This is a genomic window from Bosea vaviloviae, from assembly GCF_001741865.1.
GTDB classification, from domain to species: Bacteria; Pseudomonadota; Alphaproteobacteria; order Rhizobiales; family Beijerinckiaceae; genus Allobosea; species Allobosea vaviloviae.
Genome location: NZ_CP017147.1, coordinates 3842762 through 3858675, shown reverse-complemented (window position 1 = coordinate 3858675; position 15914 = coordinate 3842762). Strand labels below are relative to the sequence as shown.

The window sequence follows — 15914 nt, the reverse complement described above, 5'->3', positions numbered from 1 at the left end:
CCTGGATGAGAAATCGTCGAAGGTTGGCGTCCATTTACCTGGACACACCCCTTCCGTTTCGCCGCACCGTCATCCCGGACGCAGCGAAGCGAAGATCCGGGATGACGGTGCGGCAGTTGCAAAGGCAATCGTGTCGGCGACGGTTCAGGCGCTCATGAACTTGTTGGTGAATTCCGAGCGCTTGGAGGCATACCAGGGCGCCTCGGCCGGCCAGGGGTTCAACTTGGCCAGCGAGTCACCGGGATAGGCGTCGGCGAAATTCTTGGCGTAGACCTCGCCACCGAACTTGTCGGCACCAACGACCGGCGAGTTGTAGCCATGGGTCTTGATCGCCTCGCCAGCGAGCTTGGCATCGTAGCAAGCGTCGATGAAGGCGTAGATCTGATCGATGTTCTTGGCGCCGATCGGCAAGGAGAGGCCGTCGACCCAGGCCATCGCACCCTCGACCGGCGCGCGATACATCACCGGCTCGCCTGCGGTCTTGAGCGCGATCGGCGGGCCGTCCCAGGTCTGGCCGACGATGACGCCCTCATTGAGCAGGCCGTTCTTCTGGGCGTCGGCATCGTTCCAGACCAGCTTGATGTTCTTCTTCTTCTTGATCGCAACCTCGGTCAGCTTGGTCCAGACCTCCGTCATCTTCTCGGGCGTCTTGTAGGCCTCCCAGACCGAGCCCGGCGCCAATTCGCCACGACGCTCCATGCCCAGACCGAGGCCGAGGATCATCGAATGGCCGCGCCCCATCGTCTTGCCGGCATTGGCGTCGTCCCAGACGTCGTAATAGCTCGGCGCGGTGCCAGCGGGCGTGAACTTGTCGGTGCGCCAGGAGACGCCCTCGGTGCCCCAGATATGCGGCAGCCAATGGCTGCCCTTGCCGGCGAAGTTCCAATGCGTCTCGCCCAGCGCCATGGCCGGGTTCACCTTGGCGATCGCGACCTTCTTCATGTCGAAGGGCATCAGCAGGCCGAGATCCTTCCAGAGCGGGCTGCGGTTCACCGTCGGGGTGACGATGTCGAAACCCTGCCCGTTCGACGCCTTCATCTTGTTGAGGATGTCGTCATTCGAGCCGATGCCGGTGAAGTTGACCTTGATGCCGGTCTTCTCGGTAAAGCCCTTGACGAAACTCTCCGGCAGATAATCCGACCACATCATGATGTTGATCTCGCCCGAGGAGGCGAGAGCGCCACGGCTGATGAGGGCCGGCATGGCGACGCCGGCCATGGCAGCAAGCTTGAGGACGTCACGGCGGGCGAAGGCGGTTCCAGGCTTATTGGACATCGTGATCCCCTGTGATTGCGTTGCGCTGCTTCTGATCGGAAGCCGGCTTCAAACCGGCGCGCCCCTGGATTGTTATGGGGGAGTGCCAAGCAAGATTAGAGCCACAGGTCGAATTCTATGGGTCCAGCTTCTCCGGCCATGGGATTCCTCGGCCATGGACTTGCCGCGCGATTGCAACAACTCGGCGACACTGCGCCGGAGCCTCAGGCGTCGAAGGGTTTCGTGAGCGGACCGCGACTGGAGAGATGCGTATAAGCCAGCGTCTGGTCGAGATGCCGCGCCTTAAGCGCGAGCAGCTTCTCCGCATAATGCAGCCTGACCGCGAGATGGGCCGGGTCGGATGCGAGATCGCGCGTTTCGGCCGGGTCGCTCTTCAGGTCGAAGAGCAGCGGCGGCAACCCGGCGAAATGGACGTATTTATAGGCCTCGTCGCGAATGACGGAGAGGTTGCAGGCGTTGGAGCCGAGGCTGAAATGGCGCTCCGCCACACCGTTTTCGATGTCGCGGAAATCGAACTCCCAGAAGGCCGCCTCACGCCAGGAAGCAGGCGCCCGCCCCGCCAGGAACGGCAGCAGCGAGCGCCCGTCCTGATGGTTCAAGGGCGCTTGATCGAGCCGCTCGGCCAAAGTCGGCATGATGTCGGCAGCCGAGGTGAACTGCTCGATCCTACGGCCGGCATGCGCAGCTTGGGCCGGATCGCGGATCACCAGCGGGATATGGTAGCTGCCTTCAAAGAAGCCGCCCTTGCCGAGCAGCCAGTGGTCGCCGGCCATCTCGCCATGGTCGGAGCAGAAGATGATGATGGTGTTCTGCCATTCGCCATTGCCGCGAAGCGCGGTGAAGATCCGGCCGAGCTGGGCGTCGACCTCGGCGATCATGCCGAAATAGGTGGCGCGCAGCGTCGCGAGTTCCTCGGCGCTCCAGTCCTGGACGCGTCCGCTCGCGCCTTGAACGAAGCCGGATTGCGTGTTCTGCGCGATCTGGAAGGCAAGATAAGGGTGGAGTGCCGCCTCGGTTGCGCGGTCGGCCGCACGGACGAAATCCGGCCCGTCCTGCGCGGCGAACATCGTGTTGTAGGGCGCCGGCACGACGAAGGGCGGATGCGGCCTCAGGAAGGAGAGATGCGCAAACCAGGGCGCATCCTGCTCGGAACGCCAGCGCAGGAAGGCATCCGTGAGATAAGCGGTCTGGGTTTCGTCCCGGCCATAGGCCGGAGGCGCGTTGCCGATCTCGGCTCCCTGCCCTGCCGGCGCATGCACGCCGCGATCGGTCGCCGTCTCATGCCCACGCGAGCGGAGCCAGGACAGCCAGGGCTTTTCGTGCTCGGGCAGCAATTCACGCACGGAAAAGCCCGGCAGCACGCCTTCATAGGTCGTCAGATGCGGATCGCCCGGCGGCAGGGTCCGGGGATCGAGCGAGACGTCGGTATAACCGAACAGCGTCGGGTCATAGCCCGCCCTGCGCCCCAGCCGGGCGAGGTTGTCGAAGCGGTCGTCCAAGGGCGAGCCATTGCGGCAGACGCGATGGTTCATCTGGTAAAGACCGGTATAGAGCGCCGCACGCGCCGGTGAGCAGGGCGCGGCTCCTGCATAATGCCGCGCGAACAGCACGCCCTCGGCGGCCAGAGCATCGATATTCGGCGTCCGCACGCAGGGGTGGCCGACGGCCGAGAGGCAGTCGCCGCGCCATTGGTCGGCGGTGATCAGGAGGAGGTTGGGCTTCATGCCGTCGCCATCTCTCAGCGGTCATCCTCCAGCCGGTCGATCAGGGCCGGCAATTCGGCGACGGTGCCGATGACATAGTCCGCACCGGCCGCGATCAGCTTGGCGGCGACGCGTTCATGCAGCGCCTGCCGCTCCGCAGCCGAGAGCGCCGCGAGTTCGTCCGGCGTCAGGCCAGCCTCATTGCCCGACAGGGTCAACCCGACCGTGACGCAACCGGCCTCGACGCCCTCGGCAATGCCGGGCTCGGTATCGTCGACCTTGATCACGGCCGAGGCGGGATGGACCATCAGATCGAGGAAGCATTTATACATCCCGATTGCGGTCGGCCGTCCCAGCGGCAGATCGTCGGCGCAGACGAGATTGTCGGGCGCGTAGCCCTGCGCGGCGGCCAGCGGCAGCACGCGCTGCATGATCGAGCGGGTATAGCCCGTGGTCGAGCCGATCTTCATGCCCTTGGCGCGGATATGATTGGCGGTTTCGAGCGCGCCGGGAATGAGCGTGCAGTAATTGCTCACCACCTCCTCATTGAGGGGGACGAAGAGCTTGTAGACGGCGTCGATCGTGGCCTCATCGGGCAGCCCGCCCTGCGCGATCCGCCAGCCTTCGGCGATATGCGGCTCCGCCAGCATCGCGGCGATATGTAAGCGCTTGGGCAGGCCCATCGGCTTGCGGGCATCGGGGATCGTCACCGCAACGCCGAATTTGGCGAAGGTGTCGACAAAGGCCCCCATCGGCGCAAAGGAGCCGAAATCGATCATGGTGCCGGCCCAGTCGAACACCACCGCCTTGAACTTGCTCATGCCGAGATCACCCGTGCTGCCCGTAGAGTTCTTGCCGCCCATAGAGTTCACCGATGGTTTCCTCGCCGATCCCGAAGGCCGTCGAGGCACCGCAGCCGCTGGTGACGACGACGATACGGACGGAATCGGACGGCTTGTCAGTAAAGCGCCAGCGGCCGGAAGCCGAGGCATAGGTGCCGATCCAGCGCTCGGTCACGGTTCGACCCGGCAGATCGAGCACCGCGTCGAACTCGTCGAGGATGAGCTGGTCGACCTCGTCGGAGCCGAAGGGGTCGGGCGTCGCGGCATAATGATGGCTGTCGCCGACGACCAGCGAGCCATCGGCCGACTGGGTCACGATCAGGTGGATGCCGTTTTCGCGATGGGCCACCATCTCGGCGTCCAGGCGCCGCTTCAACGGCTCGGCCTCAGGCAATTCGGCATAGCCGAGATAACGACCGAGCCCGAGATCGGACATGACCGCAGTCCCCAGGCTAACTGGCGTCGCCGGCCGCACCCGCATCATCTGCAGCTTGCAGCGGGTCACGCCATAGGCCGCGATCCGCTCCGGGAACAGGGCCGTGAACTCGTCGCCGGGGCAGATGATCACGGCTTCGGCCTCGATGACGCCGCCATCGGCGGTGATCAGGCGCGGGGCCTCGACCGCGACGACGCTCGTGCCCCAGCGGAATTCGACGCCATGGCGCTCCGTGAGGAAGCGCGCGACCAGCGGCACCGCCTGGCGTGACTCCACGCGCACCTCATGGGGGCTGTACAAGGCGAAGCGCGCCGCCTCGGGCCTCAGGCAGGGCACATGCGAAAGCGCCTGCCCGGCGCCGAGGCGTTCGCAGCCCTCCCCCATCTCGCTCGCCAGGAAGGCCTCGATCACGGCCTCCGATTCCGGCAGGCGTCCGGCCAGGACAAGCCCGCGCTGGAGGATGTCGATGCCGGCGGCATCCGCGATCTCGACCCAGACGTCGCGGGCACGCCGGGCAAGGCTCCAGCAATCGCCGGCGCCCTGCCCCGTCACCGTGACGAAGCCGAAATTGCGCACCGAGGCGCCATTGGCCTGCGCATCGCGATCGATCACGACGACCCGCTTGCCGCGCCTGGCGGCTGCCAAGGCATGGCCGAGCCCGACGATGCCGGCGCCGACGATGGCGAGATCGAAGGTCGCCATCACGCCTCCCGATGAACCTGGAAGCCGGCGAAGGACTGGCTCACCGGCATGATCTCGAGGCTATTGACGTTGACATGGGCCGGCTGCGTCGCGACCCAGAAGATCGTCTCGGCGATATCGTGCGGCTGCAATGCATTGGCTCCGCCATAGAGCGCGTCATAGGCTTTCTGGTCACCGCCATTGCGCACCAGTGTGAACTCGCTCTCGCACAGGCCGGGCTCGATCGAGGTCACGCGCACGCCCTTGCCGTGCAGGTCGGAGCGCAGCCCGAGCGAGAACTGCTGCACGAAGGCTTTCGTGGCGCCATAGACGTTGCCGCCGGAATAGGGCCAGTTCGCCGCGACCGAGGCGATGTTGACGATCGCGCCCTTGCGCTCGACCAGCCCCGGCAGCAGGTGATGCGTCAGCGTCACGAGACCGGTGACATTGGTGCCGATCATCGTCGTCCAGTCGGAGAGCGCGGATTGCGGCGCCGGCTTGGTGCCGAGCGCAAGGCCGGCATTGTTGACCAGCACGTCGATGCCCTTGAAACCTTCGGGCAGGGCCGCGAGCGCCACCAGCATCGCCGCCTCGTCGGTGATGTCGAAGGCGGCGCCATGGAAGGCCTCACCGAGTTCGGCTTTCAGCGCGTCTAGCCGTTCAGCGCGCCGGCCCGTGCCGATGACGTGCCAGCCGGCCTGAACGAAGCGGCGCGCGGTTGCTGCGCCGAAGCCTGCCGTCGCACCCGAAATCAGAATCGTCTTGGCCATCGCCGTCCTCGTGCGCCTTTCAGAACTCACGCAGCTTTGCAGGAGGAACGCCCCCCGTGACAAGGCGATGACCTCGCGCCTTCGGCGCTGGACCTAACGAATGTCACGCGTGGCTCTACGATCAGCCCGGCCCGCGCGACTAAAGCAGCACGACCCAGAGGCGAAGGCATTCAGGAGACGGCCATGGACCAGCAGCCCCTCAACATGGACCATCACTGGCTCCCTTTCACCAACAACAAGCTGTTCCATGCCGAGCCGCAGCTCTTCGCCAAGGCCTCGGGCGTGCGCTACTGGACGCCGGAGGGCCGCGAGATCCTCGACGGCGCGTCGGGGCTGTTCTGCTGTGCCGCCGGCCATGGCCGGCGCGAAATCGCCGAGGCGGTGCACGCGCAATTGCTGGAGCTCGACTATTCCCCGCATTTCCAGCGCGCCGCGCCGATCTCCTTCGAGTTGGCGGAGCGGCTCTCCGGTATCCTGCCGAAGGGCCTCGACCGGGTCTTCTTCGGCTCCTCGGGCTCGGAAGCCGTCGACACCGCGATGAAGATCTGCCTTGCCTATCACCGTGCCAAGGGCGAGGCCCAGCGCACGCGCTTCGTCTCGCGCGCCTGGGGCTATCACGGCGTCAATCTCGGCGGCACCTCGCTTGCCGGCATGGTCGGCAACCGCCGCGAATTCTCCAGCGTGACCTGCGATGTCGTCCATATGCGCCACACCTGGAGCGACGAGCAGCGTTTTACCCGCGGCCAGCCCGATGACGGCGCCTGGCTCGCCGACGATCTCGAAGAGCTCTGCAAGACCTATGGCGGCGAGACGATCGCGGCCGTCTTCGTCGAGCCGATCGCCGGCTCGATCGGCACCATCGTACCGCCCAAAGGCTATCTCCAGCGCCTGCGCGCTATCGCCGACAAGCATGGCATCCTGCTGGTCTTCGACGAGGTCATCACCGGCTTCGGCCGGACCGGCGCCGCCTTCGCCTCGCAGGAGTTCGGCGTGACGCCCGACGTGCTGACCATGGCCAAGGCGCTGACCAATGGCGCGATCCCGATGAGCGCGGTCGCGGTCAAGACCGAGATCCAGCAGGCCGTGATCGATTCGATCAAGGCCGACCGGCCCGAACTGATGCATGGCTACACCTATTCCGCCCATCCCGTGGCCTGCGCGGCCGCGCTCGCCTCGCTGAACATCTACCGCGATGACGGCCTGTTCGCGCGTGGCCAGGCGATGTCCGATGCCTTCCTCGACGCCGTCTTCAGCTTGCGTAACCTGGCCCAGGTCCACGACCTGCGCGGCTACGGCATGATCTCGGGCATCCAGCTCACGCCCGGCAAGACGCCCGGCGAAAAGGGCTCGCTCGTGCAGCGCCTGCTCTTCAAGGAGGGGCTGCATGTCAAGGCGACCGGCGACGCGCTGATCTTCGCGCCGGCGCTGGTCACGACCGAGGACGAGATCGGCGCGATGACCGACATCCTGCGCAAGGTGCTGGGGCGCGGCGAACTGATGGCGGCTTGAGGGGCAGCGGCAAGCTCAGGCTTGCTTCCCGACATCATCCACCAACCTGCCCAGCGCTTTTGCCAGCAGCGCAATCCCCGGCGCGATCCTGTCCTGCGCGATTGCGCCATAACCCATGCGGATGCGGTTTCCCGGCCGGTTCTCGCTCAGATAATGCACGTCGCCGGCCTCGATCAGCACGCCAAGCTGCGCAGCGCGCTGCTGGAGATCCTGCGCCCTGACGCCGCGCGGCAGCGTCAGCCAGAGGCCCGAGCCGCCTGTCGTCATGGTGACGTCGCAGCCGGGCAATTGCCGGTCGATCTCGCGCAGCATCAGCCCCCATCTGGCGGCGAGCTCCTTGCGCTGGCGGCGGATATGCGCGTCGTAATGGCCCTCGGCCAGGAACAGCGCCATGGCGCGCTGGTCGAGCGCCGAGGGGTGGCGATACATCAAGCGCCGCAGCGCCCGCAATTCGCGGATCAAAGCCGGCGCGGCGACGATGAAGCCGAGCCGCAGGCCGGGGAAAAGCGGCTTCGACAGGCTGCCGACATGCAGCACCCGGCCTGACCGATCGAAGCTCTTCAGCGAGGCGCGTTGCGCGCCGACGAAGTTGAGCTCGTGCTCGTAATCATCCTCGACGATCAGGAAGTCGTGCCGCTCGGCCGCCGCGACCAGCGACAGACGGCGCTCCACGCTCATCGTCACATTGGTCGGCGACTGATGGCCAGGCGTGACATAGACGAGATCGGCGCCGGCCAGCGCCTCGCTGATGCGCATGCCGTTGGCATCGACCGGATGCGGCTCGAGCGTTGCGCCCAGCGCCAGGAACATGTTGCGGGCATCGACATAGCCCGGCTCCTCGATCGCGACGCGCGTTCCCGGCCCGCAGAGCAGCATGGCGATGAGGAACAGCGCGTTCTGCGCCCCGACCGTGACGAGGATGCTGCCGGGATCGGCCCTGAAGCCGCGCTGCGGCAGCATGCGGCGCGTGATCTGCTCGATCAGGATCGGATCGTCATTGTCGATCAGGTCGCCCATCCAGTCATGGCTGTGGCGGACTGTGCCTGCGAGCCTGACACAGTCACGCCAGCGGCTGAGCGAGATCTTGTCCGGGCTGAGCTGGCCGTAGACGAAAGGGTAGGGAAATTCGCGCCAGTTCGCCGGCTTGACGATATTGGCCTGTTCGACGAGCGGGCGGCGTAGGCGGCGGGCGAAATCCACCGGCTCGTCAGAGCGGAGCAGCGCCCTGCCCGCATGCTCGTCGACGGGCACATTGAGCTGCTCGCGCAGATAACGGTCGTTGACGAAATAGCCGCGCCGATTGACCGCCTTGAGGTAACCGTCCTCGGCCAGCCGCTCATAGACCAGTGTGATCGTGTTGCGCGAGACGTCGAGTGTCCGGGCGAGAATACGGGAGGCCGGCAAGGGCTCGTGCAACGGCAGGCCGCCCGCCAGGATCGCAGCGACGAGCCGCTCCTGGATCTGGCTCTGCAGCCCCTTCTGCGGATCAAGCGGGCTCGTCAGGACAAATTGCAGCATGGCTCACTGGCTAAATCGGTCCCGTCGCTAAGACCCTGCCGCCAAGCACGAAACATGCCGCCCATCTGCGCAGGACGCATTCGACGCTGGCTTTGCCGGCGTGCCACTATGCCGGCACGCCAAACCAGAGAGACGCCGATGTCCACGCCTGTATCGACCCGCACGCAGCCTTACCGCACCCAGAACTGGACCCTGACCAAGCCGACGGCGAAAGGCGGCCACGGCATCGTCGTGTCGCAGAACCGCGAGGCGGCCAAGGCCGGCGTCGCGATCCTGGAGGCTGGCGGCAATGCGGCCGATGCGGCGGTAGCGGCCTGCTTTGCACTCGCAGCGGTGGAGCCCTGGAACAGCGGGCTCGGCGGCATCGGCTTCGCGCTGGTACTGAAGGCCAACGAGACGCGGGCGCAGGTCGTCGATTTCGGCCCCGTCGCACCGCGCCGCGCCGACCCGGCCGACTACCCCCTGACCGGCGCGATGAAGAAGGACCTCTTCACCTGGCCGGAGGTGGTGGGCGACGTGAACATTCACGGGCCGCTCTCCTTCTGCATCCCCTCCTCGGTCGCGGGCTACGCCAAGCTGAAGGAGGCTTTCGGTACTGCCCTGCCGGTCGCGGATCTGCTGGCGCCGGCGATCGCGCTGGCCAAGCGCGGCCTCGCGCAGGACTGGTACACCACGCTCAAGGTCTCCTCCTCGGCCTCGGTGCTGCGGCTCTATGAGGAGAGCGCGCGCATCTATCTGCCCGGCGGCCTGCCGCCGGTGCCGCCCTATCAGGGCATGCCGGGCTTCTTCCGGCTCGGCAATCTCGCATCGACGCTGGAGCGCCTGGCCGAGGCGGGGTTGGATGATTTCTACCATGGCGAACTGGCGACCCGGCTCGCCGCCGATATCAAGGCGCTGGGCGGCGTGGTCGATGCGGAGGACCTCGCCAATTGCAAGGCGGTCCTGCGCGAGGCCCCGGTGATCGCCTGGCGCGGCACGCATCTCCTGCACACCGCCGGCGGGCTGACCGCCGCGCCGACGCTCGCAGCCGTGGTCGAGGGCATGGCGGACAGCGCGCCCTCTTCCGAGGGCCCCGATGCCAACTGGTTCGCGACGTTGTCACGAGTGATGCGCCAGGCCTATGCGAGCCGGCTCGAAGGGCTGGGGGCGGCGAAGGCCGCGACCGAACCCGGCGACACCTGCACGACGCATCTCACCGTCGTCGACGGCGAGGGCAATCTCGTTTCGGTGACGACGACGCTGCTCTCCTCGATGGGCAGCCGCGTCGTGCTGCCCGGCACCGGCGTGCTGATGAACAACGGCATGATGTGGTTCGACCCGCGCCCCGGCAGCGCCAATGCGATCGCGCCTGGGGCCAGGCCGCTCTGCAACATGTGCCCGGTCATCGTGACGCCGAAGGATGGCAGCTGGCCGCGCCTGGCGGCGGGCTCCTCGGGCGGTCGGCGGATTCTCGCCAGCGTCTACCAGATGCTGGCCTGGACGCTGGATTGCGGCATGGAGATCACTGATGCCGCCCATACCCCGCGCATCGACGTCTCCGGCCCCGACTCAACCAGCGCCGATTACCGCCTGCCCGACGAGACGCTGGCGGCGCTGGAGGCCGCCGGTCCGCTCGCAGTGGTGGAGCATGGCGTGCTGCCGATCAACTTCGCCTGCCCCAACATCATCCGCGTCGACAAGGACGGCGCGGAAGGCTGCAGCGACGTGATCTCGCCCTGGTCGGCGGCCGTGGCGGCGAAACACTGAGGACAGGATCTCGGAGCCCCGAGACCCAAGACTCTGACCATCCCGGACGACAGCAAGTTGCCCGGGATGGTGCAGGCGCCTCCGCGCCGATCAGACGCGCTTCAGCCCCCAGGGGTATGGCGCCGAGCCCGGAAGCATGCCGGTCAGGTTCTTGCGATAGGCTGTCTTGATGACGAACTGGCCGAGCGGGATGGTGGCGCATTCCTCCAGCGCCAGCCGGCCGAGCGTGACCGCGATCTGCTTCTGCTTGGCTTGGTCCGGCGCGTAGAGCCATTCCTCGGCCAGTTCCTCGGCCTTGGCATTGGTCCACCAGCCGAACCAGCCCTTCTCGCCAGGACCGCGAACGAGATTTGACAGGGCCGGATTCCCCCAGCCGACCGCCGCTCCGGTGGTGTGGAAGATGCTCCAGCCGCCCTTCTCGACCGGCTCGCGGCTATTGCGGCGCTGGATCACGGTGCCCCAGTCGCTCGCCGCGAACTCGACATTCATGCCGAGCGACTTGAGCAACTCGTAGGTGACGTCGCCGAGCGGGCCGATATCGGGGAAGTCGGTCGGGTTGATGATGACAACCTTCTCGCCGTTATAGCCGGACTCCTTCAGCGCCGCCTTGGCCTTTTCCAGGCTCTGCGGCATCAGGTCCTCAAGCTCGCCGGTGTAATAGGGCGTGCCGCGCCACCACAGGTTCCGGCAGACCTGCCAGACAGTGGTGTCGTCGCCCTGGCTGGCGCGCATATAGTCTTCCTGGTTCACCGCCATGCGCACGGCGGCGCGCACCTTGGGATTGTTGAAGGGCGGCTGGAGATGGTTCAGCCGCATGATCGAGCCGCGGCCGTTCTTGTCGATGACCTCACGGGTGATGTCGGGGCTTTTCGCGAGCAGGGGCTGAAGATCGGCGAGCGGACGCTCCCACCAGTCGATCTCGCCCTTGGTCAGCGCTGAGGCAGCGGTCGCCGGATCGGGCAGGATCGGCCATTCGATCCGCTTGAAATGCGCGATCTTGCCACCGGCATTGCGGCTTGGCGGCTCAGTTCGCGGCTTGTAGGCCTCGTTCTTCTCATAGACGACGCGGCTGCCGGAGACATACTCGCTGGCGACGAACTTGTAGGGGCCCGACCCGACCATCTCGGTGACCTGCTTGGTCGCGTCGGTCTTGGCCAGGCGTTCCGGCATGATGAAGGGTGCATTGTCGGCCTTGGCCAGGCAATCGAGCATCATCGGGAAGGGCCGGGTCAGCTTGATCTCCAGGGTGCGCTCATCCGGCGCGCCCCAGGCCTCGACCGCCTTGAGCAGCAACTGGCCGTAAGGATCGCGCTGGCCCCAGCGCTTCAGGCTCTCGATGCAGTCTGCGGGCCGGACCGGCTGGCCGTCATGGAAGGCAAGGCCCTCGCGCAGCTTGATCTTCCAGACCTTGCCGTCGGCCGAGATCTCGTGCCCCTCGGCCATTTGCGGCTGCGGCTTCAGGTCGAGATCGCCGCCATAAAGCGTGTCGTAGACGTAGTAGGCGTGATTATTGGTGACGGTTGCGGTCGTCCAGATCGGATCGAGCGAGGTGAGGTTCGCCTGCGGCGCCATCTTGAGCACGGTCGGGCTCGACGATTGAGCCAGGGCCTCGCGGGCCAGCGTTGGAGTGAACAGGGCGGCGGCTGCCGTGCCCTGCAGGAACTGACGGCGCTTCATATGGTCTCTCCCCTTTTATGGTTGGCCTTCGATGAAAACACTACGTCATTCCGGAGCTGGCCGTAGGCCTGAGTTCGGAATCCAGAACCTGGAGCGATTTCGAGCGAACCGGTGTCCACTTCGCTCGAAATCGCTCCAGTCGAAGCCGAGGACGTTCGGGCTGTCCTTGAGCTTCGGCGCCGCCTTCAATCTGGCGATGTCAGGTGTGAGGAGCACGGCCCATGGATCGCCGGCCGAGAGTGACTCGAGTGCCGCAACGACAGCAAGCATTTTGGCGCGCCGCCGCGCGGGCCGACGATCTCCAGGCCAAAAGGCGGGACGTTGCGGTCGCACCCGACCAGCCGCGACATCATCCGCGTCGACAAGGACGGAGCGGAGGGCTGCAGCGACGGGATCTCGCCCTGGCCGGCGGCGATGGCGTCCAAACAGTGAAGGCTCGGGGCTTGGAGCCCCGAGCCCAAAATCTCGATCGTCTCGGACGGCTAGCTAGCGACCGCCCGGGACGACGCTAGCTCTTCCGCACAGATCAGGCGCGCTTCAGGCCCCAGGGGTAAGGCGCCGAGCCTTTCAGCATGCCGGTCAGGTTCTTGCGATAGGCCGTCCGGATCATGAACCTGCCGAGCGGGACCGTCGCGGTCTCCTCGAGCGCGAGGCGGCCGAGCTGGGCGGCGGCCTTCTTCTGCGCGGCTTCGTCGGGGGCGTAGAGCCACTCTTCCGCCAGCGCCTCGGCCTTGGCGCTGTCATACCAGCCGAACCAGCCCTTCGCCCCCTGCCCGCGCACCAGGAAGGATTGCGCCGGGCTGGCCCAGGCCATGGTCGAGCCCGTGGTGTGGAAGATGCTCCAGCCGCCCTTCTCGACCGGCTCGCGGCTGTTGCGGCGCTGGATCACCGTGCCCCAATCGCTTGCCACGAACTCGACATTCATGCCGAGCTGCTTGAGCAGTTCGGCGGTGACGTCGCCGAGCGGCCCGATATCGGGGAAATCGGTCGGGTTGATGATGACGACCTTCTCGCCGTTATAGCCGGACTCCTTCAGCGCCGCCTTGGCCTTGTCGAGGCTCTGCGGCATCAGGTCCTCATGCTCGCCGTCGTAATAGGGCGTGCCGCGCCACCAGAGATTGCGCGAGGTCTGCCAGAGCGAGCTGTCGTCGCCCTGGGCGGCGCGCATATAGTCTTCCTGGTTCACCGCCATGCGCACGGCAGCGCGCACCTTGGGATTGTTGAAGGGCGGCTGAAGGTGGTTCATGCGCATGATCGCACCGCGCCCGGCCTCGTCCGTCACCTCGCGGATGACCTCCGGGACCTTCGCCAGCATCGGCTGGAGATCGGAGAGCGGGCGCTCCCACCAGTCGATCTCGCCCTTGATCAGCGCGTTCGCCGCTGTCGCAGGGTCGGGCAGGATCTGCCATTCGATCCGCTTGAAATTCGCGATCTTGCCGCCGGCGCCGCGGCTCGGCGGCTCGCTACGGGGCTTATAGGCCTCGAACTTCTCGTAGACGACCTTGCTGCCCGAGACGAATTCGCCCGGCACGAAGCGATAAGGACCGGAGCCGACCATTTCGGTGACCTGCTTGTTCGCATCGGTCACGGCCAGGCGCTCGGGCATGATGAAGAGGGGCGAGTCCGCCTTGGCGAGCAGGTCGAGCATCATCGGGAAAGGCCGCGTCAGCTTGATCTCGAAGCTGCGCTCGTCCAGCGCCGTCATGCTCTCGACCACCTTGGCCAGGAGCTGGGCGTAAGAGTCGCGCTGTGCCCAGCGCTTCAGGCTCTGGATGCAGTCGGCCGGTTTCACCGGCGCGCCGTCATGGAAGACGAGGCCTTCGCGCAGCTTGATCTTCCAGACCTTGCCGTCGGCCGAAATCTCATGCCCCTCAGCCATTTGCGGCTGCGGCTTCGTGTCGAGGTCGTGGCTATAGAGCGTGTCGTAAACGTAGTAGCCGTGATTATTGGTCACGGTCGCCGTCGTCCAGATCGGATCGAGAGCGGTCAGATTGGCCTGCGGCGCGAACTTCAAAGTTGTCCCGGCCTGCGCGAAGGCGCGCCCTGTCATGGCCGGCCCGGCCAGTGCCAGGGCGGTCGCGCCTTTCAGGAATGTACGACGCTTCATTACTGTACCCCTCATTATGATTTTGCAGCTTTGTGGATTTGCGCCGGCATATACCGGCTTTGCTTAATCGAAGCCCAATAACCTCAATCGAAGCCCGAAGCTTAATCGAAGCCCAGGAAGCCCGGGCTGTCGCTCAGCTTCGGCGCGGCCGTCAGTTTGGCGATGTCGGGCACCGGGCGCGCCGTCAGCGTATCGCCCGCCAGGGCCGCCTCGAGCGCGGCCGCCACGGCCAGCACCTTGGCGTCGCCGCCGCGCGGGCCGACGATCTGCAGGCCGAACGGCATGCCGTTGCGGTCGAGCCCGACCGGCAGCGAAATCGCGGGATGGCCGACATTGGTGACGGCATAGGCCATGGCGAGCCAGTGGAAATAGGTCCGGGTCGGTGTGCCGTCGATCTCGGCCGGGTAGAGCTCCGACCAGGGCCGCGGGCTCAAGGTGACGGCCGGCGAGAGGATGACGTCGTAATCCTCGAAGAAGCCCTGCCAGTTCTTGTAGAGCACGGTCTGCTGCTTCAGGGCACGGGTGACGTCGAGCGCGCTGTAGCGCAGCCCCTCCTCGACATTGGCGCGGACATTGGGGCCGACGAGTTCGGGCGTGTCGCGGACGCGCTCATACATGCCGGCAAGGAACGCGACCGAGCGCAGCACCTCGAAGGTCTCGTCGGCGCCGGTGCAATCGGGCGTCGCCGCCTCGACCTGTGCGAAGAGATGGCTGAAAGCGCCGGTCTTCTCGGCGAAGACCTCGCGGATATGGCGCTCGGTCGGTGCGAAGCCGAAATCCGGCGTCAGCGCCACCTTGAGCGAGGCGAGATCGATCGTTCCCGGCCTGGCGAAATCCTCAGGACGGCGCACTGTCCTGCCATGGATCGTCGTGGCCAGCGGATCCGCGGCGTCATCCGAGACCATGGTCGAGAGCAGCAGGCACAGATCGGGCACGGTGCGCGCCATCGGCCCAAGCACGCTCAACGGATTCCAGCCCAGCGGCCGCTTCTCGCTCGGCACCAGCCCCGGCGAGGGCCTGAAGCCGACGATGCCGTTATAGGCGGCCGGGTTGCGCAGCGAGCCGCCAGTGTCGGAGCCGGTCGCGATCGGCACCATGTTCGTCGCCAGCGCGACGCCCGAGCCACCCGAGGAGCCGGCGGCGCATTTGGAGGGGTCGAAGGGGTTGCCGGTCGCGCCATAGACAGCGTTGCGGGTGTTGGCGCCGGCGCCCCATTCCGGCGTGTTGGTCTTGCCCAGAACGATCGCACCGGCCTTGCGGGTGTTGGCGACGATCAACTGGTCTTCGGTCGGCACATGATCCGCAAAGAGCGGACTGCCATAGGTGGTGCGCAGGCCGGCGACGTTCTCGAGATCCTTCACGCCGAGCGGCAGCCCGTGCAGCGCGCCGAGCCGGTCGCCGCGCATCGTCGCCTCATCGGCGAGCTTTGCCGCCTTGCGCGCCCGCTCGTCGTCACGCGCCACCATCGCGTTGACGGCCGGGTCGACCGCATCGATGCGGGCGATACAGCTTTCGAGCAATTCGCTCGCCGACAGCTTCTTGGTTCCGATCAAGGCGCGAGCCTCTACGGCGCTGAGTTCACAGGGTTCAGTCAAGGGAAGGACCTCTCGTCGACGACGGGCCACGCAGGCAAGAGCCATGCCTCGGATA

Annotated in this window: 11 protein-coding genes; 2 read left to right on the top strand and 9 right to left on the bottom strand. The window is 66.3% G+C overall.

What is annotated here, in order from left to right; genetic code table 11:
* Nucleotides 1-144: 144 nt before the first annotated feature.
* The 5 genes from BHK69_RS17765 to BHK69_RS17745 form a co-directional block, all read right to left on the bottom strand.
* Nucleotides 145-1275: an extracellular solute-binding protein gene (locus tag BHK69_RS17765; protein ID WP_069691256.1), complete on the bottom strand. Its 1131-nt coding sequence runs from the start codon at nucleotides 1273-1275 to the stop codon at nucleotides 145-147.
* Between the two features lie 203 nt (nucleotides 1276-1478).
* Entirely contained in the window at nucleotides 1479-2999 is a 1521-nt protein-coding gene (locus BHK69_RS17760; protein ID WP_069691255.1) for an alkaline phosphatase family protein, read from the bottom strand.
* A 14-nt stretch (nucleotides 3000-3013) separates the two neighbouring features.
* A complete protein-coding gene (gene phnX, locus BHK69_RS17755) occupies nucleotides 3014-3799 on the bottom strand; it encodes a phosphonoacetaldehyde hydrolase (RefSeq protein WP_069693759.1) in 786 nt (261 codons plus the stop codon).
* 7 nt (nucleotides 3800-3806) lie between these two features.
* Nucleotides 3807-4958 carry a TIGR03364 family FAD-dependent oxidoreductase gene (locus tag BHK69_RS17750; RefSeq protein WP_069691254.1) on the bottom strand — a complete coding sequence of 384 codons (1152 nt, stop codon included), beginning with the start codon at nucleotides 4956-4958 and terminating at the stop codon, nucleotides 3807-3809.
* The gene (locus tag BHK69_RS17745; protein WP_069691253.1) at nucleotides 4958-5707 is read right to left on the bottom strand and encodes an SDR family NAD(P)-dependent oxidoreductase; all 750 of its coding nucleotides are present in this window, start codon (nucleotides 5705-5707) and stop codon (nucleotides 4958-4960) included. The genes BHK69_RS17750 and BHK69_RS17745 overlap by 1 nt, the downstream gene beginning before the upstream one ends.
* Nucleotides 5708-5890: 183 nt before the next feature.
* Between BHK69_RS17745 and aptA the strand changes: the two genes are divergently transcribed.
* Complete coding sequence (aptA, locus tag BHK69_RS17740; protein WP_069691252.1) at nucleotides 5891-7216, top strand: omega-aminotransferase AptA; 1326 nt, start codon at nucleotides 5891-5893, stop codon at nucleotides 7214-7216.
* Nucleotides 7217-7231: 15 nt separating this feature from the next.
* Here aptA and BHK69_RS17735 read toward each other — a convergent pair whose 3' ends face one another.
* Nucleotides 7232-8734: an aminotransferase-like domain-containing protein gene (locus BHK69_RS17735; RefSeq protein ID WP_069691251.1), complete on the bottom strand. Its 1503-nt coding sequence runs from the start codon at nucleotides 8732-8734 to the stop codon at nucleotides 7232-7234.
* 138 nt (nucleotides 8735-8872) lie between these two features.
* On the opposite strand from BHK69_RS17735, the gene BHK69_RS17730 reads away from it, so the two are divergent.
* Nucleotides 8873-10480: a gamma-glutamyltransferase gene (locus BHK69_RS17730; protein ID WP_069691250.1), complete on the top strand. Its 1608-nt coding sequence runs from the start codon at nucleotides 8873-8875 to the stop codon at nucleotides 10478-10480.
* 90 nt (nucleotides 10481-10570) lie between these two features.
* Here BHK69_RS17730 and BHK69_RS17725 read toward each other — a convergent pair whose 3' ends face one another.
* The 3 genes from BHK69_RS17725 to BHK69_RS17715 form a co-directional block, all read right to left on the bottom strand.
* Nucleotides 10571-12157 (bottom strand): ABC transporter substrate-binding protein, encoded by a 1587-nt coding sequence (locus BHK69_RS17725; RefSeq protein ID WP_069691249.1) that lies wholly within the window; start codon nucleotides 12155-12157, stop codon nucleotides 10571-10573.
* Between the two features lie 526 nt (nucleotides 12158-12683).
* Complete coding sequence (locus BHK69_RS17720) at nucleotides 12684-14264, bottom strand: ABC transporter substrate-binding protein (RefSeq protein ID WP_069691248.1); 1581 nt, start codon at nucleotides 14262-14264, stop codon at nucleotides 12684-12686.
* A gap of 101 nt (nucleotides 14265-14365) precedes the next feature.
* On the bottom strand, nucleotides 14366-15859 hold the full coding sequence (locus tag BHK69_RS17715; RefSeq protein WP_148663474.1) for an amidase: 1494 nt from the start codon (nucleotides 15857-15859) through the stop codon (nucleotides 14366-14368).
* Between the last annotated feature and the right edge of the window lie 55 nt (nucleotides 15860-15914).

Bases quoted from the DNA above. Each gene is read 5' to 3' on its own strand.
- BHK69_RS17765 (WP_069691256.1), bottom strand. From the start codon at position 1,275: ATGTCCAATAAGCCTGGAACCGCCTTCGCCCGCCGTGACGTCCTCAAG.
- BHK69_RS17760 (WP_069691255.1), bottom strand. From the start codon at position 2,999: ATGAAGCCCAACCTCCTCCTGATCACCGCCGACCAATGGCGCGGCGAC.
- phnX (WP_069693759.1), bottom strand. From the start codon at position 3,799: ATGAGCAAGTTCAAGGCGGTGGTGTTCGACTGGGCCGGCACCATGATC.
- BHK69_RS17750 (WP_069691254.1), bottom strand. From the start codon at position 4,958: ATGGCGACCTTCGATCTCGCCATCGTCGGCGCCGGCATCGTCGGGCTC.
- BHK69_RS17745 (WP_069691253.1), bottom strand. From the start codon at position 5,707: ATGGCCAAGACGATTCTGATTTCGGGTGCGACGGCAGGCTTCGGCGCA.
- aptA (WP_069691252.1), top strand. From the start codon at position 5,891: ATGGACCAGCAGCCCCTCAACATGGACCATCACTGGCTCCCTTTCACC.
- BHK69_RS17735 (WP_069691251.1), bottom strand. From the start codon at position 8,734: ATGCTGCAATTTGTCCTGACGAGCCCGCTTGATCCGCAGAAGGGGCTG.
- BHK69_RS17730 (WP_069691250.1), top strand. From the start codon at position 8,873: ATGTCCACGCCTGTATCGACCCGCACGCAGCCTTACCGCACCCAGAAC.
- BHK69_RS17725 (WP_069691249.1), bottom strand. From the start codon at position 12,157: ATGAAGCGCCGTCAGTTCCTGCAGGGCACGGCAGCCGCCGCCCTGTTC.
- BHK69_RS17720 (WP_069691248.1), bottom strand. From the start codon at position 14,264: ATGAAGCGTCGTACATTCCTGAAAGGCGCGACCGCCCTGGCACTGGCC.